At 54.2% G+C, this 23,602-nt stretch carries 18 protein-coding genes and 2 tRNA genes; 8 read left to right on the forward strand and 12 right to left on the reverse strand.

Annotated elements, in window-relative coordinates; genetic code table 11:
• Positions 1-4: 4 nt before the first annotated feature.
• Together WKJ03_RS16670 and WKJ03_RS16675 are read left to right on the forward strand one after the other, a co-directional pair.
• Positions 5-79: transfer RNA gene (locus tag WKJ03_RS16670), tRNA-Gln, on the forward strand.
• Positions 80-136: 57 nt separating this feature from the next.
• A tRNA-Gln gene (locus WKJ03_RS16675) sits at positions 137-211 on the forward strand.
• Between the two features lie 240 nt (positions 212-451).
• On the opposite strand, the gene WKJ03_RS16680 is transcribed toward WKJ03_RS16675, so the two are convergent.
• Positions 452-1,960, reverse strand: a complete 1,509-nt coding sequence (locus tag WKJ03_RS16680; RefSeq protein WP_337843372.1) for a glycoside hydrolase family 43 protein — start codon at positions 1,958-1,960, stop codon at positions 452-454.
• 128 nt (positions 1,961-2,088) lie between these two features.
• Between WKJ03_RS16680 and WKJ03_RS16685 the strand changes: the two genes are divergently transcribed.
• Positions 2,089-2,334, forward strand: coding sequence for a hypothetical protein (locus WKJ03_RS16685; RefSeq protein ID WP_337843373.1), 246 nt, complete (start codon positions 2,089-2,091; stop codon positions 2,332-2,334).
• 765 nt (positions 2,335-3,099) lie between these two features.
• On the opposite strand, the gene WKJ03_RS16690 is transcribed toward WKJ03_RS16685, so the two are convergent.
• The 10 genes from WKJ03_RS16690 to WKJ03_RS16735 all read right to left on the reverse strand — a co-directional run bounded on the left by WKJ03_RS16690 (position 3,100) and on the right by WKJ03_RS16735 (position 14,938).
• Entirely contained in the window at positions 3,100-4,104 is a 1,005-nt protein-coding gene (locus WKJ03_RS16690) for a family 43 glycosylhydrolase (RefSeq protein ID WP_337843374.1), read from the reverse strand.
• Positions 4,097-5,035, reverse strand: a complete 939-nt coding sequence (locus WKJ03_RS16695) for an SMP-30/gluconolactonase/LRE family protein (protein WP_337843375.1) — start codon at positions 5,033-5,035, stop codon at positions 4,097-4,099. The genes WKJ03_RS16690 and WKJ03_RS16695 overlap by 8 nt, the downstream gene beginning before the upstream one ends.
• Positions 5,028-5,984, reverse strand: coding sequence for a galactofuranose ABC transporter, permease protein YjfF (gene yjfF / locus WKJ03_RS16700; RefSeq protein WP_337843376.1), 957 nt, complete (start codon positions 5,982-5,984; stop codon positions 5,028-5,030). Before yjfF ends, WKJ03_RS16695 begins: the two co-directional genes overlap by 8 nt.
• Positions 5,984-7,051, reverse strand: a complete 1,068-nt coding sequence (locus WKJ03_RS16705; protein WP_337843377.1) for an ABC transporter permease — start codon at positions 7,049-7,051, stop codon at positions 5,984-5,986. The genes yjfF and WKJ03_RS16705 overlap by 1 nt, the downstream gene beginning before the upstream one ends.
• 17 nt (positions 7,052-7,068) lie before the next feature.
• Complete coding sequence (locus WKJ03_RS16710; RefSeq protein ID WP_337843378.1) at positions 7,069-8,595, reverse strand: sugar ABC transporter ATP-binding protein; 1,527 nt, start codon at positions 8,593-8,595, stop codon at positions 7,069-7,071.
• A gap of 10 nt (positions 8,596-8,605) precedes the next feature.
• On the reverse strand, positions 8,606-9,547 hold the full coding sequence (locus WKJ03_RS16715; RefSeq protein ID WP_337843379.1) for an ABC transporter substrate-binding protein: 942 nt from the start codon (positions 9,545-9,547) through the stop codon (positions 8,606-8,608).
• Positions 9,548-9,620: 73 nt separating this feature from the next.
• On the reverse strand, positions 9,621-10,664 hold the full coding sequence (locus WKJ03_RS16720; protein ID WP_337843380.1) for an aldose epimerase family protein: 1,044 nt from the start codon (positions 10,662-10,664) through the stop codon (positions 9,621-9,623).
• Positions 10,665-10,666: 2 nt separating this feature from the next.
• Positions 10,667-12,265: an aldehyde dehydrogenase (NADP(+)) gene (locus WKJ03_RS16725; RefSeq protein WP_337843381.1), complete on the reverse strand. Its 1,599-nt coding sequence runs from the start codon at positions 12,263-12,265 to the stop codon at positions 10,667-10,669.
• 66 nt (positions 12,266-12,331) lie between these two features.
• On the reverse strand, positions 12,332-13,102 hold the full coding sequence (locus WKJ03_RS16730) for an SDR family oxidoreductase (protein ID WP_337843382.1): 771 nt from the start codon (positions 13,100-13,102) through the stop codon (positions 12,332-12,334).
• A 96-nt stretch (positions 13,103-13,198) separates the two neighbouring features.
• A complete protein-coding gene (locus WKJ03_RS16735; protein WP_337843383.1) occupies positions 13,199-14,938 on the reverse strand; it encodes an IlvD/Edd family dehydratase in 1,740 nt (579 codons plus the stop codon).
• A gap of 242 nt (positions 14,939-15,180) precedes the next feature.
• Between WKJ03_RS16735 and WKJ03_RS16740 the strand changes: the two genes are divergently transcribed.
• Both WKJ03_RS16740 and araD1 read left to right on the forward strand, forming a co-directional pair.
• The gene (locus WKJ03_RS16740) at positions 15,181-16,119 is read left to right on the forward strand and encodes a glycoside hydrolase family 43 protein (protein WP_337843384.1); all 939 of its coding nucleotides are present in this window, start codon (positions 15,181-15,183) and stop codon (positions 16,117-16,119) included.
• 111 nt (positions 16,120-16,230) lie between these two features.
• A complete protein-coding gene (gene araD1, locus WKJ03_RS16745; RefSeq protein WP_337843385.1) occupies positions 16,231-17,226 on the forward strand; it encodes an AraD1 family protein in 996 nt (331 codons plus the stop codon).
• Between the two features lie 63 nt (positions 17,227-17,289).
• Here the strand turns inward: araD1 and WKJ03_RS16750 are convergent, their stop codons facing one another.
• Positions 17,290-18,018, reverse strand: a complete 729-nt coding sequence (locus WKJ03_RS16750) for a FadR/GntR family transcriptional regulator (RefSeq protein ID WP_337843386.1) — start codon at positions 18,016-18,018, stop codon at positions 17,290-17,292.
• A 279-nt stretch (positions 18,019-18,297) separates the two neighbouring features.
• Between WKJ03_RS16750 and WKJ03_RS16755 the strand changes: the two genes are divergently transcribed.
• The 3 genes from WKJ03_RS16755 to WKJ03_RS16765 all read left to right on the forward strand — a co-directional run bounded on the left by WKJ03_RS16755 (position 18,298) and on the right by WKJ03_RS16765 (position 23,601).
• Positions 18,298-19,545 carry a DUF3391 domain-containing protein gene (locus WKJ03_RS16755; RefSeq protein WP_337843387.1) on the forward strand — a complete coding sequence of 416 codons (1,248 nt, stop codon included), beginning with the start codon at positions 18,298-18,300 and terminating at the stop codon, positions 19,543-19,545.
• Between the two features lie 204 nt (positions 19,546-19,749).
• Positions 19,750-20,937 (forward strand): GGDEF domain-containing protein, encoded by a 1,188-nt coding sequence (locus WKJ03_RS16760; protein WP_337843388.1) that lies wholly within the window; start codon positions 19,750-19,752, stop codon positions 20,935-20,937.
• Positions 20,938-21,099: 162 nt separating this feature from the next.
• The gene (locus WKJ03_RS16765) at positions 21,100-23,601 is read left to right on the forward strand and encodes an EAL domain-containing protein (protein WP_337843389.1); all 2,502 of its coding nucleotides are present in this window, start codon (positions 21,100-21,102) and stop codon (positions 23,599-23,601) included.
• Position 23,602 lies beyond the last annotated feature (1 nt).

Genomic DNA, 23,602 nt, shown 5'->3' on the forward strand with positions numbered 1-23,602 from the left:
CTGTAGGGGTGTAGCCAAGCGGTAAGGCAGCGGGTTTTGATCCCGCCATTCTGGGGTTCGAATCCCTGCACCCCTGCCATTTAATTAAGTGGCAGTATGGTCATCACATCATACAAGTTAGTCACCTAGTTACTGTAGGGGTGTAGCCAAGCGGTAAGGCAGCGGGTTTTGATCCCGCCATTCTGGGGTTCGAATCCCTGCACCCCTGCCATCATTAAGAACCCAGCCTTTGGCTGGGTTTTTTCTTTTGTGCTTTCCCACTTACATCCACTGCGCTATCCAAAGCGAGGGAAGGCAAAGAACTAAGCAGACCCTGTGAGGCATGGATGCCGAACAGGAGCCTACAGGGAGCGTATTCACGGCGTGTCTGCGTGGGCTTTGCCTTTTCCGCCGCACCCAAACCATCTAACGATCCTTTAGGCGCAGCGAGTACCTTTTGTTCTCTAAGATTTTAAGGGTTTTTCACCGCCCACAGACTGCGGCCCTGATCAGACAATACCGAAAAGGTCACAGCCCAGTTGCTGCGGCCCTGGTGCCATTGTTTTGAGACGACCCCATCAAACTGCCCTGCACCGTCCAGCACCAGTTTTAGTTGCTGATTGGCCTCCAGCACCCAGCTGCCGGTCTGGCTGCCGCTCACTTTGCCGTCCGCTGTTAAGGTGACGGTACTGGCGGTTTTGACTGTGGCAGAAATATCTTTGCCGTGATCAATCAGCTGATAGGTGCCAGCCACTGCGCTGGCAGCCACACTGCTGTCTGCCGGAGGCGCATAACGCAGAGGTGCTACCACAGGCCAGCCTTCACTATTGATAAACATTTGATGCACCCGCACTTCATGCTGCTCGCCCCGGCCTGGAAAACGACTGTGAAAAATCAGGAAGTACTGCTTTTTCGTTTCGTCGTACCAGGCCGAGTTATGGCCAGGAGACACATAACCAGGCGCCGTTGTTTCGCCGGTCAGCGCAGTAAACTGGTGGTTCCCCATCAGTTTTTCAGCATAAGGCGCAATACTGGCATCATCAAACAAGGTTTTTGCCGGGTCGGATTTCACCGACGCCATATCGTTGCCCAGCGCATCAAAATAGGGCCCTTCCGGGTTACTGGAGCGAGAAACGCGGATATTGTAGCCCCCGGCCGCATCCAGTCCACCAAAGGAGACAAAGAGGTAGTAGTAATCAGTGTCCGGGCTGTACAGCACATAACCGCCTTCTATCCGGCTGTGGTTACCGCCCATCAGATGCTTGCCGTACCCTTGCTCCGGCAGCGGTAAGCCTGAGGTTTTGTCCAGCTCCAGAATAAACAGGCCACCCGAGTAGGAACCATACAGCATCCAGAGCCGGCCGTTTTTATCGAAAAACACATCCGGGTCCACCACATTGGGGTGTTTCTGCGCGTCATAGACAGTGCCATCCGGGCTGGCTTCGCCCCACATGCCGGATTTCAGCAAAATCTGTTTGTTTTTATACGGTCCTTCCACTGAATCGGCCACGGCCACACCCAAGGCAGAGCGCGGCGAATCGCCTTTGCAGGCGTTGTAGTACATATAAAACTTGCCGTCCGCCAGTTGAATAACATCAGTCGCCCATAAGGTGCTGGCTTCTGCCCAATCAAAGGTTTCTTTTAATTCGGTCAGCACATTGCTGATCAGCGGGTTGGCATTGGTGACGCCATCGGCCACTTTGGTCCACTTCATCAGATCCGAGGATTTTGCGGCCGCCAGGTGGGAGCCAAAAATATAAAACTCTGAGCCGACTTTCAGCACAGACGGGTCATGCACAGAGACTTCGGTAAAGCTGGGAGCATCTGCTGGCGCTGTGGGAGTGGTGGGTGTAGTCGGCGTGGTTGGCGTGCCGCCTGTGCCGCCCCCTGTTGTGGTCGTGGAGCTGCCACCACCGCCGCCACAGCCGATAAACAGGCAGGCGCTGACCGCCAGCACCAAAGGTTGGAACTTCGTCTTCATACTTATCCCCTGTCGTTTTCAAAGACGCGGCCGCTATGTTGCAGCCTGCAATTAGAATCAGGGTAAGTATTAGATCAACTTATTTGTATTACAATACTATTTTAATAAAAATCTAGAGTGTTCGATCCTTGGCCGCCCTATCACATTGGCTAAACCCAACACCTATGGTGCTGCAGCGTAAATCGGTCGCCGGTTCTTTGATTGGCGGTATTGCCGAGACACAAGAGATGCTGGATTTTTGCGGCCAGCACAATATCGTCTCGGATGTGGAAGTGATCCAAATTCAGGACATCAACCACGCCTGCGAACCTATGCTAAAAAGCGATGTAAAGTACCGTTTTGTAATTGATATGGCGTCGTTAAAGCGGGGTTGAAGGTAGCACGATAGAGCCTTAATCAGGGCAGTTGTAGCTGCCCTTTGCACTTAGTTAGCCTGTAGGCAGCGGAAAAGATATAGCCCACACAGACCCGCCGTGAACCCATCCATGGGGGCTCGTGTTCGGCATCCATGCCTCACACGGTCTGCTTAGGACTATACCTTTCCTCGCTTTGGCTGAAACTGTTCTACTGAGCTCATTATTTGATCTTCTAAACACTATGGGCACTCTATGTTAAACCCAAATCAGATCCACAATTAGCCTCCACGCCCAATGTAGGCCCAGAACTCCGGAATGTATACCATATCTAAACAGTATGAATTCTCCCCTGAACTTCACGAAGTTCTACTGCTAACGATGTCATCCCAGATAGCGAGTGAACTGCTATGCGCTATGGCTATAAGTGTAAGTAAAGAAAATGCTGATGTAACCAATAGTGATGGTTCGGTAATGAACTTCGGTTTGTCTGCAAATCTCGTCAGGTTATTGAAGATATCAAACAACACAGATCTGATTAGGATGCTAGACAAAGCCCTTCAATCCTGAAATATCAAACGCAGTTAAACGAGAAAAGGCTGAAAACTCCGCAGACCCTACGAGAGGAGATTGAGGAATTTTCTCTCCGAGCAACAGGCTTACGGCGGGTCTGCGAGAGCTTTGCCTTTCCCGCAACCTCCGAACCTACTACTACCAGTTGCAAAGCCAAAAAGGGCGCACCAAGGTACGCCCCTACCGTTCGTTGAAAAATCGAGGTTTACACAGCTACTCGTCCCACTGGTCGGGTAACTGCTGACCAAACTGCAATTCGCCTTGGGCGGAAATGGGTAACTGGCGCAGCCGGGTATGGCGGTTGCCGTCAGCGAGCGGGTTGCCTTGGATCTCTTTGTAATTGCGGGCGTGGTACAGCATTAGCCAGTGCTGACCGTTTTTATCCAGCACAAAGCTGTTATGGCCTGGGCCAAAACGTTTTAGATCAGCATTACTGTAAAACACCGGCTCTGCTGCCTTGTGCCAACTCGCCGGGTCGAGCAGGTCAGCATCAGCCGGGGCCGTTAATAACCCCATCGCATAGTGGTGGTCTGTGGCGCTGGCGGAATAGCTGATAAACACCTTGCCGTGGCTTTGCAGCACCGCCGGGCCTTCATTGACCTTGTAGCCTATACGTTCCCAGTCAAGCAAAGGTTCGGTCAACAGCACAGGTTGTGTTGCCAGTTCAGTTGGGCTTTTCAACCGGGCTATCCACAGCGCGCTGTTGTAGCTTTTTAATTTATCCTGCTGCGCCCACACCAGATACTGCTGGCCCTGATGCTTAAACAATGTAGCGTCCAGGTTAAAACTGTCCCAGGGCAGCTGCAACAGCCCCAACTCAGTCCACTGGCCTTGCAGTGGGCTGGCGGAGGTATTTTTCAGTACATAGGTACGAATATGAAAAGGTTTATCCACCTCGCCAGCAGCAAAGTAAATATACCAAGCCCCGTCTATCCGGTGCAGCTCAGGTGCCCAGATATTCAGGCTCATAGGCCCTTTGGCTTTTTTCCGCCACACCACCTGCGGTATCGCCTGCGCCAGACCCAAGACTGAGCTGGCATGGCGCAGCTCAATCCGGTCAAATTCCGGCACTGAGGCGGTAAAGTAATAGGAATCCCCAGCCTCACGGTACACCCAAGGGTCAGCACGGTTTGGGATCAGCACGGGCGCATCAGCGGTTTGGGCTAAAACACTGTCAAACATCAACACTGCAATCAGCCCTGCAAATAACTTACGCATTGGCAGTGCCCTCCATCTGGGCCATTAGCTTCTGCCAATGCAGTGACTGCAATGTCGCTTCAGGCACGCCCTGGCTTTGGCTCTGATACACCAACAAAGCCCCGGCCAAAGGCTCTGCCGCACGCTGTGCTTCGCTCAGGCCAACAGTGGCACTGGTGACAAATAGTAAATCCAGTTCTGGCCCGCCAAAGGCCAGGCAGGTCGGCTGCGACACCGGCAATGGGTGCAGTGCCAGCAGCTCACCACTGCTACGGTACTGCGCCAAAGCGCCACCACCCCAAAGTGCGACCCAGAGGTTGCCTTCAGCGTCTATCACTGCACCGTCCGGCTCGCCCTGTGGCACTTGAGCAAAGAGTTCGCCATCGGTTACAGCCCCTGACGCCGCGTCAAACTGATAACGACGAATGGTGCCTGTCGGTGAATCGCCGTGGTACATCACACGGCTGTCCGGGCTCCAGCATAAGGCGTTGGGAATGGCTAAATCTGTCAGTACGGCGCGGGCTCCGGTCTGGGTTAAGCAATACAAAGAACCACGCTGGCCCTGATCCTGCTCTACCATAGTGCCGGCCCAAAAACGGCCCTGCCGATCCACCCGGCCATCGTTCATTCGGTTGCCAGGCAAGCCCAGTTCGGGCCTGGCCAGCCAACAACGCTGTTTCGTCTGGGGGTTATACAGCGCAAAGCCACTGGCAAAAGCCACCAACAGCGGAAACTCGGCAGCCAGGCTGTCGTTTTCAGGCAGATGGGCAAAACAGCTGATACGCTCGTCCAGTTCAAATTTATCCACTTGCTGCGAGGGCCAGCTTAACTGGTACAGTGCTTTGCCATGAATATCTGTCCACCACAGGCTTTGACTGGCATCATGCCAGACCACCGCTTCCCCCAGCAGGTTGCCCAACGCAAAACTGGCGATTAACTTCAGCTCAGCCATGGGTTTTACCCCGCTGTAACACCTTTTGCAGTGCAATAAAACCAAACAGCAGCAGACCAATCACAATTTTGCTCCACCAGCTGCTTAAACTGCCATCAAAGGTAATGTAGGTCTGGATCAGGCCCATCAGCAGTACACCAAGCACTGTACCCAGCACAAAACCGACGCCGCCACTTAATAAAGTACCGCCAATCACCACAGCAGCTATCGCATCCAGTTCGGTGCCCACTGCGGAGAGCGCATACCCCGAATAGGTGTACAGACTTAACAGCAAACCTGCTGTTGCCGCCAATAAACTGGACAAGGCATAAAGCTGAATAGTGGTGCGGGCCACAGGCACGCCCATCAGCGCCGCCGATTGCGCATTGCCGCCGAGCGCATAAACACGGCCCCCAAACTGGCTGTGATGTGCCAGCAATGCCACCAACAACACCAGCAGCAGCGCCAGCAGGGAACTAGCCCCTAACCAGCCGCCATCGGGCAGACTCAGGCCAAATTCAGACAGCTGATCGTAAAAGGGGTGCTCAATCGCCACCGACTCTTCACTCAATAAAGTCGCGATACCACGGGCCAGAAACATTCCCGCCAAAGTGACAATAAAAGGCTGCAGCTGGTAATAGTGGATCAATGCGCCCATAGCGGCGCCAAAGAGCGCTGCGACCGGCAAAATAACCGCAAAGGCCAGCAGCGGATGCCAGCCCAGCGGGCCTATCAGCAAGGCCGCCGCCACACCGGCTAACGCAATTACGGAACCGACCGATAAATCAATACCGCCGGATAAAATCACCAGCGTCATACCAAGGGCTGTCACCAGTAAAAAGGCGTTATCGCTGACCAGATTGGTCAGCACCGCCAGACTGGCAAAACCGTCAAACTGCACCGCGCCCAGCACAAACAACAGCAGCAACAGTACGGAGCTGACATACAAAGGCAAATAACGGGAGGTCATCACAAGGCTCCTTTGGCTTTGAAGCGGCCAGTCAGGGCACGGAGCTGAGCGCGGAATAAAGCTGATTGCAGCATCAGCACCGCCAAAATCACCAGCGCTTTAATCAGCAGGTTAAATTTGGCGGGTAGACCACTGACAATAATGGTGGTGCTCAGACACTGAATAATCACAGCCCCCAACACCGCCAGCGGCAAGCTGAAGCGGCCCCCCGTCAGCGCTGCACCACCAATCACCACCGCCAGTATAGCGTCCAGCTCCAGCCATAAACCGGCGTTGTTGGCGTCTGAACCCTGAATATCGGCGGTGGCCACCACGCCAGCCACAGCAGCACAGGCCCCTGCCAGCAAGTAGACCATCAGTTTGATTTGCCGATCCGGCAGGCCCATATAGCGGCTGGCTTTGCTGTTGCAGCCTACGGCTTCAATAAACAACCCCAGGGCGGTTTTGCGGGTCAACCCTTGCAGCACCAGCAACATCAACAGCACCAGCCAGACAGGCAGGGGTAAACCGAGCCAGTCCCCTGTGCCCAGCGCGGCAAAATCCGGGTTCTGAAAAGTGACAATCTGGCCCTGATTCAGCAGCTGAGCCACCCCACGGCCGGCCACCATCAACAGCAAGGTCGCCACAATAGGCTGAATCCCCAGATACGCCACCAGCACGCCATTCAGTGCACCGCACAGCAAACCCGTCGCCAGCGCCGCCAGCAACACCAGCGGCAAGGGCCAACCGCTGGCAAGCAGCAGATTGGCACAAACAGCACCACATATCGCCATCACAGCGCCCACCGACAAATCAATGCCGCCAGTGGCTATGACCAGGCTCATACCCAGCGCCAGCAACGCCACAGGCGCGGCGCGGTTCACAATATCAATCAGCGGGCCGTACAAGCGGCCGTCCTGCCACTGCAGGCTGAAAAAGCCGGGGTCCAGCAACAGATTCACCAGCAGCAACAGCCCCAGCGCCACCAAAGGCCACAACGACTGCTGCCAGCGGCTGCCAGCCTGGCCTTTGCTGTAACGCGCCACTTTGGCAGCATCCAGCGTATTGGACTGCTTCACCTCATTCATTGTGTAGTCTCCGTGGCTCATGCCCGCACTCCCTGCCCTGACGCAGGCGTCACGGTGCCAGCTATTGCCGCCATAATGGCGTCAGGACGAATTTGCTCCGCGGTCAGCTCTGCGACTTTTTGCCGGTCACGCATGACCACCACCTGATGCGCAAAAGCCACCAGCTCGTCCAGCTCTGAGGACGTCACCAGCAGGGACATGCCCTGCTCACAAAGCTGATGAATAAGCTGCAGAATTTCGGCGTGAGCGCCAATGTCAATGCCACGGGTCGGTTCGTCCAGTAACAAGAGCTCCGGCTGCACCGCCAGCCAACGAGCCAGAATGACCTTTTGTTGATTGCCACCGCTGAGCTGGCCTATCGGCTTGTCAGCATCCGGCGTGGCAATCTGCAGTTTGTCGATATAAAACTCTGCCAGCTGCTGCGCTTTTTGTTGACGGATAGGACGCCACCAGCCCTGTTTGGCCTGCAACGCCAGCTGAATATTTTCCCGAATCGACAAAGGCGCAATAATACCTTCGGTCTTCCGATCCTCTGGGCAGAGTGCAATACCGGCAGCAATCGCATCAGCCGGTTGTTTTAACTGCAGTGGCTGGCCCTTCCAGTACATGTGGCCTTGTGCCAACGGGTCCAGGCCGAATAAAAGGCGACAGACTTCAGTGCGGCCCGACCCCAGCAAACCCGCCAGCCCGACCGCCTGGCCTTTGGGTAACTCCAGGTCAAGTTGCTGCACTGACGCCAAAACACAGGCCTGCCGGGTTTGCAGCAAAGGTACATCCAGACTGGTTTTTTCTTTGGCGGTGCAGGTTTGGTGGGGGACCAGCTCGCGCCCCAGCATAGCGGCAATTAAGTCTGCCCGTGGCAGGTCAGCCGTCCGGTATTCACCGACCAAAGCGCCATTACGCAGTACTGTTATGCGCTCACAAAGCCGGTACACCTGGTCGAGGAAATGGGTGATAAACAGAATTGCGACCCCCTGCTGTTTCAACTGCTCCAACAGACAAAACAGCCGCTGCACTTCACCGGCATCCAGACTGGCGGTGGGTTCATCCAGCACCAGGACCCTCGCCTTTTGCGCCACACCACGGGCTATCGCCACCAGTTGCTGCACCGCCATCGAGTAGCAGGCCAGAGGTTTCGTCACATCAATATCAAGCGCAAAACTTTGCAACAAATCACGCGCCTGCGCGGCCATTTGTTTGTGGTCTATCAGGCCCCAGCGTTTGGGTTCTGCCCCTAAATACAGGTTATGGGCCACCGACAAATTCGGCAATAAATTCACTTCCTGGTACACAGTGGCAATACCAGCCTGCTGTGCATCCAGAGGAGTGGCAAATTTGCAGCTGTGGCCGTCAAAATGCAGAGTACCGCTCTCCGGCCGATACACCCCTGTCATCACTTTGACCAGGGTCGATTTACCGGCGCCATTTTCGCCCAAAAGCGCATGAGCTTCACCGGCAAAGAGCCGCAGGCCAGCGCCTTGCAAGGCTTTAACACCAGGGAAACTTTTGCAGATAGCGGTGAGTTCCAGCAGAGGCTGACTCATTGCAGCCTCCTTAGTTTAACCGGCGTTTTTCATATTCAGCGGCCGCTGTTTCCTGGGTGAACAGGCCACCAGTGGTGCGGATAAGTTTAGGAATGCGGGTGTCGCCCTCCAGCACTTTGCTCACCACATCAAAGGCCGGCCCCCCCAAATGCGGGTTCAGCTCGACTGTGGCATTGGCGTCACCATCGGCCATGGCTTTAAAGTAGTCCGGCACCCCATCGACCGACACGACCAGTATCTCTTTGCCCGGTACCAGACCTGCTTCTTTAATGGCCTGAATGGCCCCCAAGGCCATTTCATCGTTATGGGCCCACAGGGCACAAATGCCTTTGCCGCCATTTTCAGCTTTCAGCAAGGACTCCATCACTTCTTTGCCTTTGGCGCGGGTAAATTCCGCCGTCTGGCTGCGCACAATTTTTGACTGAGGGTACTGCGCCAGCACCTCGTTAAAACCTTTGGCGCGGTCAATCGCAGCTGTAGCACCGACTGTGCCCTGCAACTCAATAATGTTGCACTGGCCTTTACTTTGCTGCATCAGCCAGCGCGCAGCAATACGACCTTCTTCGGTAAAGTCCGACGCAATGCGGGTGACATACAAAGAGTCGTCATTCAGCGCTACGTTACGGTCGAGAATAATCACCGGAATACGGGCCCGTTTGGCTTCGCGCAGCACCGGCATCCAGCCGGTTTCGACCACTGGAGCCAACAAAATGGCATCCACCCGCTGTGCGATAAAACTGCGCACCGCTTTAATTTGGTTTTCCTGCTTTTGTTGGGCGTCGGCAAACTTCAGCTCGATACCCCGTTTGCTGGCTTCGGCTTTGACCGATTCAGAAAACTGGGTCCGCCAGCCGCTTTCAGATCCCACCTGGGCAAAGCCAACAGTGGTGGCCAGCGCACTGGCAGAATAGACAGTCAGCGCCAGAGCGCTTAATGCTAATTTAAAATTCATCACAGTCTCCCCTGTTCAAGACGGAGCCTGTAAGTGTGATTATGGCGGCTCCGCTGGTTAGTGATTCAGCAGCTTAGCTGTAACCCAGACAAAACCTCGTTACATGCTGATACGTCTCGCCTGCCCGCAGCAGCACCGAAGGAAACTCCGGCCGATTGGGGGCATCCGGGTACCCATGAGGTTCCAGGCATAAAGCCGCATATTGTTGAATAAATTCGCCATTCTGACCGCGCAGACGGCCATCCAGGAAATTACCACTGTAAAACTGAATACCTGGCTGGTCGGTATACAGCTGCAAGGTACGGCCGGATTTCGGGTCACGCACTACCGCAGCGGGTAACTCCGGATTGCGTCCGCTGTCGAGCACAAAATAATGATCATAACCACCAGGCAACAGACCCAAGTCCTGCCCTATGGTTTTGCTGAGCCGAAAATCCATCACATCACTGACAGCCCGCACTTCACCTGTCGGCAACTGCTCATTGTCCAGCACCAGATAATATGAGGCAGCCAGCCACAACTGCTGGTTCAGGATACTTTGCCCCCCGATGCCGGACAAAGTCCAATAGGCATGGTTGGTTAAACTGACCGGCGTATCCATGTTGCTGACGGCACTGAAGCACAGCTGTACTTCAGTGGCCAGCACCTTGTACTGCACAGTGACATCGACAGCACCTGGGTAGCCCTGATCCCCCTCCGGACTGTGCAGCCGGTATCCGACGACAACAGCCTCTTCCAACACTTGTGTGCTGCATTGCCAGAAACGGCTGCCAAAACCTTGGGGCCCGCCATGCAGCTGTTTGCTGCCCTCATTGGCGGAAAGCTCAACAAAACCAGCGTCGGACGGGTAACGCGCCTGACGGATACGATTGGCCACCCTGCCAATACAGACGGCCAAAAAATACGGATTGTGCGCAAAATCAGCCAGGTTCTGGTAGTTCTGCAGCAACTCAACTTTGCTGTTGCCATCAAATGACGGCATTTGTGCCGACCAGAAGCCAGCGCCCAGGTTGGAAAAACCAAAACGGTAACCTGCCGGTGTCTCCACCCAAACCAACTGCAGCGCCTGTTCAAGGGCCGGCACTGCGATAGTTTCGGTACTCAGACAAAAGCTCATGCTTAGCCCTCTACAGCTGCGCTGGTTTTCACGCCATTCACCAGGCGTGGCAACTGCCATGGGTTGCTGTTTTGCAACTCGGGAGGTAACAGCTCAGCCGGGAAGTTCTGAAAACAGACAGGCCGGACAAAACGGGCAATAGAGGCGGTACCGACAGAGGTAAAACGTGCGTCAGTGGCTGCCGGGAAAGGACCGCCATGCATCATGGCGTCACAGACTTCCACGCCTGTCGGGTAGTTGTTCACCACTAAGCGGCCGACTTTCTGCCGCAGCAGCTGCACCAGTTCCGGGTAAGCAGCCAGCTCGCCTGGCGCCGCCTGAATAGTGCCGGTCAGCTGACCTTTCAGGTTACTGACCACCTGCAGTAATTCCGTTTTATCCTGACAGACCACCAGTACAGAGGCATGGCCAAAGACTTCTTCCTGCAAATGCGGGTTGGTCAAAAAAGTTTGCGCCTGCACTTTAAACAGTTGAGCCTGCGAGCAGAAGCCTGCTTTGTCGCCCACAGCTTCACCCGACGCGAGCAGTTCTACGCCGCTTTGCTCCGCCAGATGGGCTGTACCTTGGTGGTAGGCCGCCGCAATGCCTTCATTGAGCATCACACCGGCCGGCACTTTGGCCAAGGCGTCGCTGGCTGCGCTGCAAAAACGATCCAGCGCAGGGCTTTGCAATGCGATCACCACCCCTGGATTCACACAAAACTGCCCCACCCCCAACGTCAGGGAACCAACAAAACCCGTGGCAATACCCTGAGCATTGGCCGACAGCGCTTCCGGTAACAATACCACAGGATTGACGCTGCCCATTTCAGCAAACACCGGAATAGGTTCAGGCCGGCTGTTGGCTAAATGGAACAGTGCCATACCACCGGCTTGCGAACCGGTAAAGCCCACAGCTTTGACGGCAGGAGCCTGCACCAGCTCTGCCCCCACCTCACGGCCCGAGCCCATAATCAGCGAAAACACCCCACCAGGTAAACCGGCTTTTTGCACCGCAGTCGCCAGCGCCTGCGCCACCAATTCGGACGTACCTGGGTGGCTGTTATGGCCTTTGACCAGCACAGGACAGCCTGCGGCCAATGCGGCAGCAGTGTCCCCGCCAGCCACCGAAAAGGCTAACGGGAAATTACTGGCGCCAAACACCACCACAGGGCCAATCGGCTGATTGGTAAAACGAATGTCTGGCCGCGGCAAGGGTTGACGATCCGGCAATGCGGTATCGATACGGATATTCAAGTACTCGCCTTTGACAATGGAGCTTGCGAATAAACGCAATTGATTGCAGGTGCGGGCGCGTTCGCCTTCGGCCCGCGCTTTCGGATAGCCAGTTTCCAGCGACAGGCGTTCCAGCAGTTCATCGCCGAGCGCCATAATTTCATCGGCACAAAGGTGTAAAAATGCAGCCCGCTCCGAGAGCGACGTGGCGGCAAACACAGGCGCTGCAGCTTCGGCTGCCGCCACAGCTGCCGCCACCTGAGCTTTGCTGGCATAACTCATCACGGGTTCCAGCGCCTGTGCTGTGGCAGGGTTTATCGCCTGATAACTGCCAGCGTCACCCTGTATCCACTGCCCGCTAATTAACTGTTTACCGCTGATTGCCATGTTTTCCCCCTGCAACACTCGCTAAAAACAAAAAAGATGGGGACCAGCAGGGCCCCTGAAGCTGGTTTAAATCCAGCCACCATCCACGATAAAATCCTGCGCCGAACACATGGCACTGTCATCCGACGCCAGAAACAACGCCATAGCGGCAATATGCTCCGGCATCAGCCGCTGTTTCAGGCATTGGTTCTTTTCAATATCTTTGGCGGTTTCTTCGTTGACCCAATGCGTCAGTTGCCGCTCTGTCATCACCCAGCCCGGCGTCAGCGCATTGACCCGGATATTGTCCCCCCCCAGATCGCGGGCAAGGCCTCGGGTTAAACCCAGGACTGCTGCTTTGGAGCTGGTGTAACCCGGCATACCGCCCTGGCTTTCATGCCAGCTCATCGAGCCAAAGTTGATAATGGAGCCGCCCCCCAACTCCAGCATGTGAGGGTACACGGCCTGAATGGCAAAGAATTTATGCCGCAAGTTCACATTGATACGCTGATCCCAGTACTCAGGAGTCACTTCACGAAAATCGTGCCGGGTATCGCTGGCGGCGTTATTGACCAGCACGCCAATAGGGCCCAAATCGGTCCGGACCTGAGCTATCACAGCTTTTAAGGCGGCAATATCCAGCAAATCACAGAGATAAAACTTCAGCTCCGCCTGTGGGTGCTGCACCAGCAGCTTTTGCACCAGCGCATCCGATTCAGCTTGAAGAATATCGACAAAAGCCACTTTGGCCTGTTGTGCGACAAAGGCTTCAACCAACGCCGCACCTATGCCAGAGCCGCCGCCGGTAATAAACACTGTTTTACCGGCCAGACTGGGGTAGTTATTGGTTAAATTCATTGTTTTGCCTCGTACAAAATAACCGGTCAGGCTGGCACCACCCACAGGCCCGGCCTCTGAAGAGCCTTGCCTAAACCTTACAAATCTGTGCCAGACCTAGTGCGAGTGAGCCGGCACTGCCGCGCCGCGACAGCCGACCAGGAAATCAAAATCACAGCCTTCGTCAGCCTGCAACACCCGCTCACGGTACATTTCCAGGTAACCGCCGGTGCGGAAAATCACCTGGCTGGCTTTCAGTTTTTCCAGTCGCGCCGCCAGTTCCTCATCCGACACTTCCAGTTGCAGAATGCCGTTGTGAGCGTCCAGCTGAATAAAGTCGCCGTCCTGCACCGCGGCCAAGGGCCCCAGCTCCATGGCTTCAGGGGTCACATGCAGCACCACAGTGCCAAAGGCGGTGCCGCTCATACGTGCATCTGAAATACGCACCATGTCTTTGACGCCTTGTTTCAATAACTTAGGCGGTAAGCCCATATTGCCGACTTCGGCCATGCCTGGGTAGCCCTTAGGACCACAGTTTTTCAGCACCATCACACAGCTGGCATCAATATCCAGCTCCGGGTCATTGACCCGCTGTTTGTAATGGTCGAAGTTTTCAAACACCACAGCCCGGCCACGGTGTTTCAGCAAAGCCGGAGTGGCGGCAGAAGGCTTGAGTACAGCACCGCGTGGCGCCAGATTCCCGCGCAGCACACAAATGCCACCACTGGCCACCAGCGGGTTGTCCACAGGGCGAATCACATCATCGTTGTAACAAGCCGCTTCTTTGACATTGTCCCAGATACTGCGGCCATTGACCGTCAGCGCGTCTTTATTCAGCCAGTCGTTTTCGCCCAGGCGGCGCAGCACAGCCGGCAAACCACCTGAGTAATAAAATTCTTCCATCAGGTATTTGCCTGATGGCTGCAGGTTGACCAGAGTCGGCACCACTTTGCCGTGGTTCCAGTCGTCCAGCGACAAGTCCACACCGATACGGCCAGCAATGGCTTTCAGATGAATCACCGCATTGGTGGAGCCGCCAATGGCTGCATTGGTACGAATGGCGTTAATAAAGGCGTCGCGGGTCAGTACTTTCGACAGTTTTAAGTCTTCATGCACCATATCGACAATGCGCATGCCAGATAAATGCGCCAGCACATAACGGCGTGCATCCACAGCCGGAATGGCGGCATTGTGCGGCAGACTGGTGCCGAGCGATTCAGCCATACAGGCCATAGTGGATGCGGTGCCCATGGTGTTACAGGTACCGCTTGAGCGCGACATGCTGCCTTCCATCGCCATAAATTCGTCCAGCGAAATACGGCCGGCTTTGTATTCTTCATGCGCCTGCCACACCAGGGTGCCAGAACCGACATCCTGGCCATGGTGCTTGCCGTTCAGCATAGGGCCACCTGTGACCACAATGGTCGGCAGGTCGCAGCTGGCGGCCCCCATCAGCAGTGCAGGGGTGGTTTTATCGCAGCCCACCAGCAGCACCACCCCATCAATAGGGTTGCCACGAATGGCTTCTTCGGTATCCATAGCCGCCAGGTTACGGGTCAGCATAGCGGTTGGACGCAGATTGGACTCACCGTTGGAAAACACCGGGAATTCCACCGGGATCCCACCGGCTTCGCGAATACCGTTTTTTACCCGCTCAGCAATCTGACGGAAATGCGCATTACAGGGCGTCAGTTCAGACCAGGTGTTGCAGATGCCAATCACAGGTTTGCCCTGAAAGTGGTGATCCGGAATGCCCTGGTTTTTCATCCAGCTGCGATACATAAAACCGTTTTTATCGTTGGTTCCAAACCAGCTGGCAGAACGGAGCTGCACTTTTTTCTTATCGTCATTGGCCATAGCTGAATCCACTAGCAACTAATAAAATAATATTGTATTACTAATACATCAAGACAGCGGAACTCAGCAAGGCCCCTGCAGAAAAATTTTCACCAAAGCAGTGCGGAACATTGATTTACACACTGATTTAATTGAATTTTTTCTTTGCCCTGCTGTTGTGCAACTTTTGCACAGTCGAGCTGTTTTGGTTAAATTACTCATACTATAAGATAATTTATGTGAAATCTCGACAGGGGAAAATGATGAAAAAACATCTCGCTATTACGGTATTACTGCTGACCAGCACAAGCCTGATGGCTGCCAACCCGTTGTTCCCGGAAGTGCGCACCGCCGACCCGGCCGCTTTAGTGGTCGGGGATACCCTCTACCTGTACGCTGGCCAGGATGAGGCCAAAGACAACAAAACCTTTTTCGTGATGAACCACTGGCTTGGTTTTTCCAGCAAAGACTTAAAAAGCTGGCAACGGCATGGTCCTTTATTGAAAGCCAAAGATTTCAGCTGGGCCAAAGGGGATGCCTGGGCGTCGCAGGTGATTGAAAAAGGCGGTAAGTTTTACTGGTACGTCACAGTGCGCCACGCCAGCATCAATGGTTTTGCGATAGGTGTGGCTGTGGGCGATTCGCCGATCGGGCCCTTTAAAGATGCACGGGGCAGCGCCCTTATCACCAACGATATGACCACAGACACGGAAATTGACTGGGACGATATAGACCCCTCGGTGTTTATTGACGATGACGGCCAGGCCTATTTGTTCTGGGGCAATACCAAACCGCGTTATGCCAAACTCAAAGCCAGTATGACGGAGCTGGATGGCCCCATTCAGAAACTGGATTTACCGAATTTTACCGAAGCCATCTGGGTGCATAAAAAAGCCGACATGTATTACCTGTCTTATGCGTCCGGCTTTCCGGAGAAAATTGTCTATGCCACCAGCAAGTCGATTCATGGACCATGGCAGTACCGTGGCATTCTGAATGAAGTGGCCGGAAATTCACCGACCAATCATCAGGCCATTATTGAATTTAAAGGCAAAGATTATTTCTTTTATCACAATGGCGCAGCACAGCCAGATGGTGGCGAGTTTCGCCGCAGCCTGGCTGTTGAACCTTTGTATTACAACGCCGATGGCAGTATGAAACGCATTGTGATGACCAGCGAAGGGCTGGATGCCATTCCCTGAGCCAGGCCTTTGTCTGGTTGCACTGAGTCTGGGCTTTTGCCCCTTGACAGTGCAACCAAACAGCCCCATATTAATCTTATTGTAATACAAATATTTAGTGTGAGGACGAAGATGCGACTGATCCAATTTCTGACCAGCGCAGGCAGCCGGGCTGTCGCGTTAGTCAATTCCAGACAACAAGTGCAGCTGCTTAGCGGTGTCAACACTGTCTATCAGTTGGCCCAACAGGCCCTGAACACTCAAACCCCAATTCAGGCCCTGGTCAGCCAGTTGCTGAGCAGTGAAACAGCGGACTATGCCGCCATTCGCAGCCAGGGCCGCTTGCTGACACCTTTTGATCATCCGGATCCGGCCCATTTACTGGTGACAGGCACAGGGCTGACTCACCTGGGCAGTGCCGACACCCGCGCCAATATGCACGCTCAGACCAGCGGTAAAACCCAGGCCGAACTGACCGACACCATGAAGATGTTCAAATTGGGGGTCGAAGGTGGCAAGCCGGACGCAGGCCAGGTTGGCGTGCAGCCGGAATGGTTTTATAAAGGGGATGGCAGCATAGTGGTCCCCCCCGGTGCTGCGCTGCCGTCTCCTGTTTTTGCGCTTGATGGTGGCGAAGAGCCGGAAATTGTCGGGGTTTATCTCAATGACGCCGAAGGTCAACCCTGGCGTATTGGTTTTGCGTTGGGTAATGAGTTTTCAGACCATAAAACCGAACGGCTGAATTACCTGTACCTGGCGCATTCGAAGTTACGTCCCTGCTCTTTTGGTCCGGAATTATTGCTGGGTGAGCTGCCCGCTCATATTGAAGGCGTCTCGCGGATTTACCGCAATAGCGAGCTGTTGTGGCAAAAGGCCTTTGTCAGCGGTGAAGACAATATGTCCCACAGCGTGGCCAACCTGGAACATCACCACTTTAAATACCCCTTGTTCTGCCGCCCGGGCGACGGCCACTTGCATTACTTTGGCACCGCCACCTTAAGTTTTGGGGATGGTATTGAGACTCTGCCTGGCGATGTCTTTGAAATTGAATCAGCGGCTTTTGGCGCACCGCTGCAAAACAGTCTGGGTCAGGAGCTGCGCCCCATTCGTACCGTCAAGACGCTATAACTTCTATGGGGGGCTGGTCTGGTATTTTGTGTTGCCATGCAAAATACCAGACCTGACTGCCTTCTAATCCTGTCGCGCCAGGTTCTTTAAAGCGTATTCCAGGTTTTCTTTCGATTTGGCCAATAACTGGAACATTTCCAGTTTGGCTTTGGTGGCATCTCCGGCCGCAATCGCCTGATACACGCCTTTGTGACCTGGTAATGAATCTGTGTATTCTTCGCTGATGGAGCTGCTTAAGCGGAACAAGCCCATCAGGGCAGTCTGAATGGTCATGCCCAAGGAAATCATAAACTCATTGTTGGTCGCATCCAGTACCGCCATATGAAATTCCAGGTCACTGGAAAACACCGCATCCGTGCCAAGCTCAGCCTGCTCCATGGCTTCATAGGCTCTCGCCAGCACCAGCACCTGTTCCTCGGTGCGGTTCCGGGCGGCCAGTTCAGCGGCAGCCGGTTCAAAAATTTCGCGAATTTCAAATAACGAGATAAAAAACTGTGGCGACGGCTTGGATTCAAAACACCAGCTTAAAATTTCACTGTCGAACATATTCCAGTGTTTGCGTGGGCGAATGCGGGTGCCAAGTTTGGGTCTGGATTCCAATAACCCTTTGGAGGTCAGGATCTTAAAGGCCTCGCGCAGCGCAGTGCGGGACACACCCAGCTCTTCACCTATGCTGGTTTCATTCGGAATGTATTCTCCGGGCGCATAAACACCGCTGACAATGCGGGTACCTAATTCTTCAGCCACCCAACCATGAATACTTTGAGGCCGGCTTTTTAACTGATTGGCCATGGAGTTCCCCTGCGCACTTTGCTCAGCCTGAGCACAATTACTACTACAATAATAGTTATAATATCTGATTTTCAATGCCAAAGTGGAATAAAGACCAGATTTCATTAGCTTTTTGTAAAAAACAGGAAAATCATAGGCATTGCACTATTAAATAGCAATACAGCCCGTTTTCTGAGGCAGAGATCCCAGCTTTCATTTGATAAAAACTGTAATTTATTGCGGCAGAGAGTAAAATGCAGCTAAAGCGCTTTCACCACTACTGCTTTGGAGCTTATTGAATTGCCAGTCAAAATCAGCCCGGCCGATGTCAAAGTCGGTTATGCCATCAAATTACCAGTCGGCTGGATGAAACACCCCTTTCTGACCAATAAGCTGGTGGTGGAAAACCAGCAGCAGGTGCGCATTATTCAGTCGCTGGATTTGGACTATGTGTATTTTTACCCTGAACGCAGCACTGTGCCCCTGGATGCTCCAGAAGAACCATCTGACAGCCCCGCGCTGGATATGGCAGATATTCAGGCCAAAACCGAAATGCAGCATGAAAAAATGCGCCGCATTGAACAGGCCAAAGCCCAGCGCCGTGAACTGCAGAAAACCGAAAAAGCTTTTGCCCGGTCGGTGGTGCAGGTGAGGCAGCTGATGAGCCAGATTGGCAGCCGCCCGCTCAATGCGATTCAGGACGCCGATATGCTGGTGGGCCAGCTGGCCGACACTATTTTAGGTGCTGACGCTCTGGTATTGCACCTGATCTCTCAGGCCGGTAAAGAGCAGGAAGGGCTGTATTACCACGCACTGAACGTTTCTATTTTGTCGATGATGCTGGCCAAGCAACTGAAGTTCAGCGCCGAGCAAATCAAACTGGTCGGGTTGGGAGCCTTGTTCCATGACATAGGCAAACTGAAAGTACCAGCACAGATCCTGCGTAAAACCACAGAGCTGACAGCTCCTGAACAAAACTTTCTGAAACTGCATGGCAAACTGGGGCTGGAGTTACTGAAACTCAGTGAGCAGTTTCCTGAAGCCGCCAAAGCTATAGTCGAGCAGCATCATGAATACCTGGACGGCTCGGGTTATCCGGCCGGCTTAAAAGCCGGACAAATAGACAAACTGGCCCAGGTGGTGGCCGTAGTGAACGAATTTGATAACCTCTGCCACCCGGTAGACCCCACTAAAGCCCGTTCGCCGCACCATGCACTGTCGGTGATGTACAAAAGCATGAAAGGCAAACTGGGTGATGTCGAAATGAAACTGCTGATTAAAATGATGGGTATCTACCCGCCAGGCACAGTGGTGCAACTGAGCGATCAGCGCATTGGCATAGTCCTGTCGGTCAACGAAGAGGCCATGCTCTACCCCAACATTCTGATTTATGACCCGGACGTGCCCCGGCTGGAAGCACCAGTGATTACGCTGGCAGCGGACGGACTGAAAATTGAAAAAGCCTTGCGGGCCAAAAGCCTGCCACCAGAAGTTTTCAGCTACCTGAACCCAAGAGCCCAGGTCAGTTATTACGTTCAACAAAAATAAATTATTCAGTTTCAGCCGTTTATTAAAGAAGTCAGACCTCAGCACAAAAAACTGCTGTTTCGGTTAACACACTTTGTTATGATACGCGGCCGTTTTTCGTACACAAAACGGCTGATTGTTGCAGCGTCCAGGGATTCAGACTGCAAAATTAATCGCTTTGCTCCCTGGCAGGCCCGCAGGGGAAAAGCACACTGATGTGTTGTTATGACCCCAAACCCACAAGCACAATTATTGATTTGGTTTATCTTTCTGCTGGCTATAGTCGCAGGAGTGGCCTGGGCCCTGATGACCAGCCCGTTGCGTGTCGCTCCCAAAGCCAGTGGCCGCTTTTTTATCACCAATCTGCTGTTAGCTGTGGGCGTGTTTCTGCTGTTGTTGGGGCAGACGCACTCCTATTGGGCCATCTGGCTGGCGTCTGATCTGTTAATCCTGGCCAGTTTTGCATTTTTGGGCTGGGGTATTCAGCACTTATTTAAACAAGAGTCCACCACGCGGCTGGACAGCCTGTTGTTGGCAGGCTGTGCCGCCTTGATGCTGTCCATGTATTTGTCCACCTCTATCAACACTGAATTAGGGGTGCTGTTTTGTCTGATGGCCAGCTATTTATTGGGTCAGGCCAGCCGCAATAAATTTATTGCCATTCGCCAGAATTTCAACAGCCTGGCGGCCAGCCTGATGGCGCTGCCACTGCTACTCACCGCGCTGCTGTTTGTGGCCAGAGCCATAGCGTTAGTGGTGCTGCCGGCTGAGCACCAAGGAGTCCTCAGCCACAGTTCAGAACAAGGCCTGCCGATGCTCTGGACTTATGTGGTGTTGGTGCTGGCGGTCAATGCGACCGTCTTTGGCGGCGCTTTAGCCCGGCTGGTCGCTAAAATCCGCTTAATGGCAGAACATGATCAGTTAACAGGCCTGTACAACCGCCGGGCTGTACTGAAAAAGCTGCATCAGTGTCACGACGATCTGCAAAAACAACAAATTCCTTATGGCTTGATCCTGCTCGACCTGGACCACTTTAAACAAATCAACGACAGCTATGGCCACGACGCTGGTGACGCCGCGTTATTGCAGTGTGCCAGGACCTTACGCCAGTCTGTGCGACCCAACGACATTCTGAGCCGTTACGGCGGAGAAGAGTTTTTACTGGTGCTGCCAGATTGTGCAGAAGCCTATGTGGCCGCCGTGGCAGAGCGGGTCTGTCTGGCTATCGGGCAATCACCACTGCAATGGCAGCAGCAAGAACTGCAACTCTCCGCCAGCCTTGGTCATATCTGGGCCGATCCGGATCTGTCCGTCGACCAGCTGTTAACGCTGGCCGACCAAGCCATGTATCAGGCCAAAGGGGCTGGCCGTAATACCAGTGTAAAAGCAGCACAGCACCACACCTATGGTTAATGCGGGTTGACAGCGGCGCATCGACAACTCTGAGCTTGTTTCAGATCAAAGCCTGTTGCAAAAAATCCGGTAGTCTGTGCGCACTGAATACGCACAAAAGCCAGTCGGCTCCCCACTGATGCGGACCTGACAGGCTTAAACGCCAGATGCCACAGGATCGTTATGCCAGTCACCCTGCCCCCGGATCTGACCCAGCTCAGCTCCAGCCAACCTTTAGCTGAATTGCTCAGCCAACAGGCCCTGGTTTGTTGCCCGCCAGACCAGTCGGTGCAGCAAGTCGCCTGCATTATGGCCAGTCGGAATATCAGCTGCGTGCTGGTGGAGCATCAGCACAAGATTATTGGGATCTGGACTGAGTCCGACAGCAAAAAACTGCTGTGCAGCGACTCCGATAGCCTGGACCTTCCAATCAGTCAGGTGATGAGCCACCCGGTGCTGACCATCAGTCATATGGCAAGCGCAGCCGACGCGACAGAGCTGATGAAAGGCTCTGGGGTCCGCCGATTACTGGTGCTGGATGAGCAACAACAGGCCTTAGGGATCCTGACCCAGACTGACCTGATCCGACAACAGCAGCTGGAGCATTATCTGGTACTGCGGGATATCGCCTCTTTGCTCAATGAAGCGCCTTTAGTACTGCAAGGGCATCAGAGCTTGTCTACCGCCGCCTATGCCATGGCCGAAAGCCGTACTGACGCTGTGCTGGTGCAGCTCGAAACGGGTGACTACGGCATAGTGACAGAACGCGATCTGGTCCGGTTAATTGCCGCCAAACGCACCCGACTGAATCTGGAGCAAGTGGCCAGCTTCCCGCTGTTGACTTTACCTGCCCATACCAGCCTGATGCAGGCGGTACAAACGCTGGAACACAATGGCTACCGCCACCTGGGGGTCACCTCGTCGGGTGGCCAGCTCTGCGGTCTGCTGTCTTACAGCCACTTATTGCTGAATATGGAACACCTGTACATTCGCGAACTGCGGGCGGCGCTGGAAGCACATAATCTGGCACTGCGAAGTTCCGCCGAACACCTGAAACTGGCCTATCAGGTGATTGAAGCGTCCAAGGACGCCATTATGATCACGGACCGGCATGGGGTGATCCAGTCGGTCAATCCGGCCTTTTGTCAGTTAACCGGCTACAGCGTCAGTGACGCACTGGGCCAGACGCCCAGATTACTGAGCTCGGGTTTGCACAACAACAGCTTCTACCAACAGATGTGGCAGCAGTTGCAGCAACAGGGCCACTGGCAGGGCGAAATTTACAATAAACGCAAAAACGGTGAAGTCTATCCGGAATGGCTGTCGATCAGTGCCATTCGCAGCGAGGACGGCATGGTCAGCCAATACGCCGCCATCTTCTCGGATATGACAGAGCGGAAAAAGCGCGAAGAAAAAATCCATCAGCTGGCCTTTTTTGATGAAATGACCGGGCTGGCCAACCGGCGTTTATTTCACGACCGGCTCGAACTCAGCCTGGCCAATGCCAAACGGCACCAGCATTTATTAGCCGTGCTTTTCCTTGATCTGGACTTGTTTAAACGCATCAACGACACGCTGGGGCATCAGGCGGGCGACCAGGTACTGATCCAGGTCGGCAAACGCCTGGGCCAGGTTGTACGGACCGGCGAATCTGTCGCCCGGCTGGGCGGTGATGAATTTACCCTGCTGATGCCAGAGTGCAGCTCAGTGCAGGATACCGAACAACTGGCCCGCCGCATTGTGCAGCAATTCAGTCTGCCTTTTTTAATCGGCGACCAGGAACTGGTGCTGACCACCAGCATTGGCATTGCATTTTACCCACAAGACGCCGACAGCGCCGATGAATTGTTGCGCTGCGCCGACGTCGCCATGTACCAGGCCAAATCATCCGGCCGTAACCACTACGCTTTTTACCACCACAGCCTGGGCCAGCGCCACCGCGAAGCGCTGGAACTGGAACAGGCGCTGCGCCGCGCCATGGCCGAACAACGGCTGGAGGTGCATTATCAGCCGAAAATCCGTCTGGCCGACGGCAGCACCGACAGTCTGGAGGCACTGGTGCGCTGGACAGATCCGCAGCGCGGAACAGTCCAGCCCGATTTATTTATTCCGGTGGCGGAAAACCTCGGCCTGATCCAACAACTGGGTGCTTATGTGCTGGAGCAAGTGTGCGCTCAACTGACACTGTGGTCAAAACACTGCCGGGTTGCGGTCAATATTTCGGCCAAAGAACTGAGTGCCAGCAGCTTTCTGCCTATGGTGCGGGAGTTACTGAAGCGCTATAACATTGCGCCCGGTCAGCTGGAGCTGGAAATCACCGAAAGCTGTCTGGTGCCCGAGCAGGCAGAACAGACCTTACTCTTGCTCAGCGCTCTGCGGCAAATGGGGATCCGCATTGCCATTGATGACTTTGGCACCGGCTATTCGTCCTTGTCTTATTTACGCCATTTGCCAATCGACAGCATCAAAATAGACCGCAGCTTTATCCGTGCTCTGCCAGAGGATCTTAATGATTGCCAGATCACCAGTGCCATACTGGCCATGGCGAAAGCTCTGGGGCTGCAGGTGGTGGCGGAAGGAATTGAAACGCCGCAGCAACTGGAGTTTCTGCTGCAGGCCGGTTGCGATTTAGGCCAGGGTTATTTGTTTGCCCGGCCAAAACCGGCCTCACAGCTGGAGCTCTGAC

Origin of the sequence: Rheinheimera sp., from assembly GCF_037442525.1 — a bacterium.
In the GTDB taxonomy this organism is placed as follows: Bacteria; Pseudomonadota; Gammaproteobacteria; order Enterobacterales; family Alteromonadaceae; genus Pararheinheimera.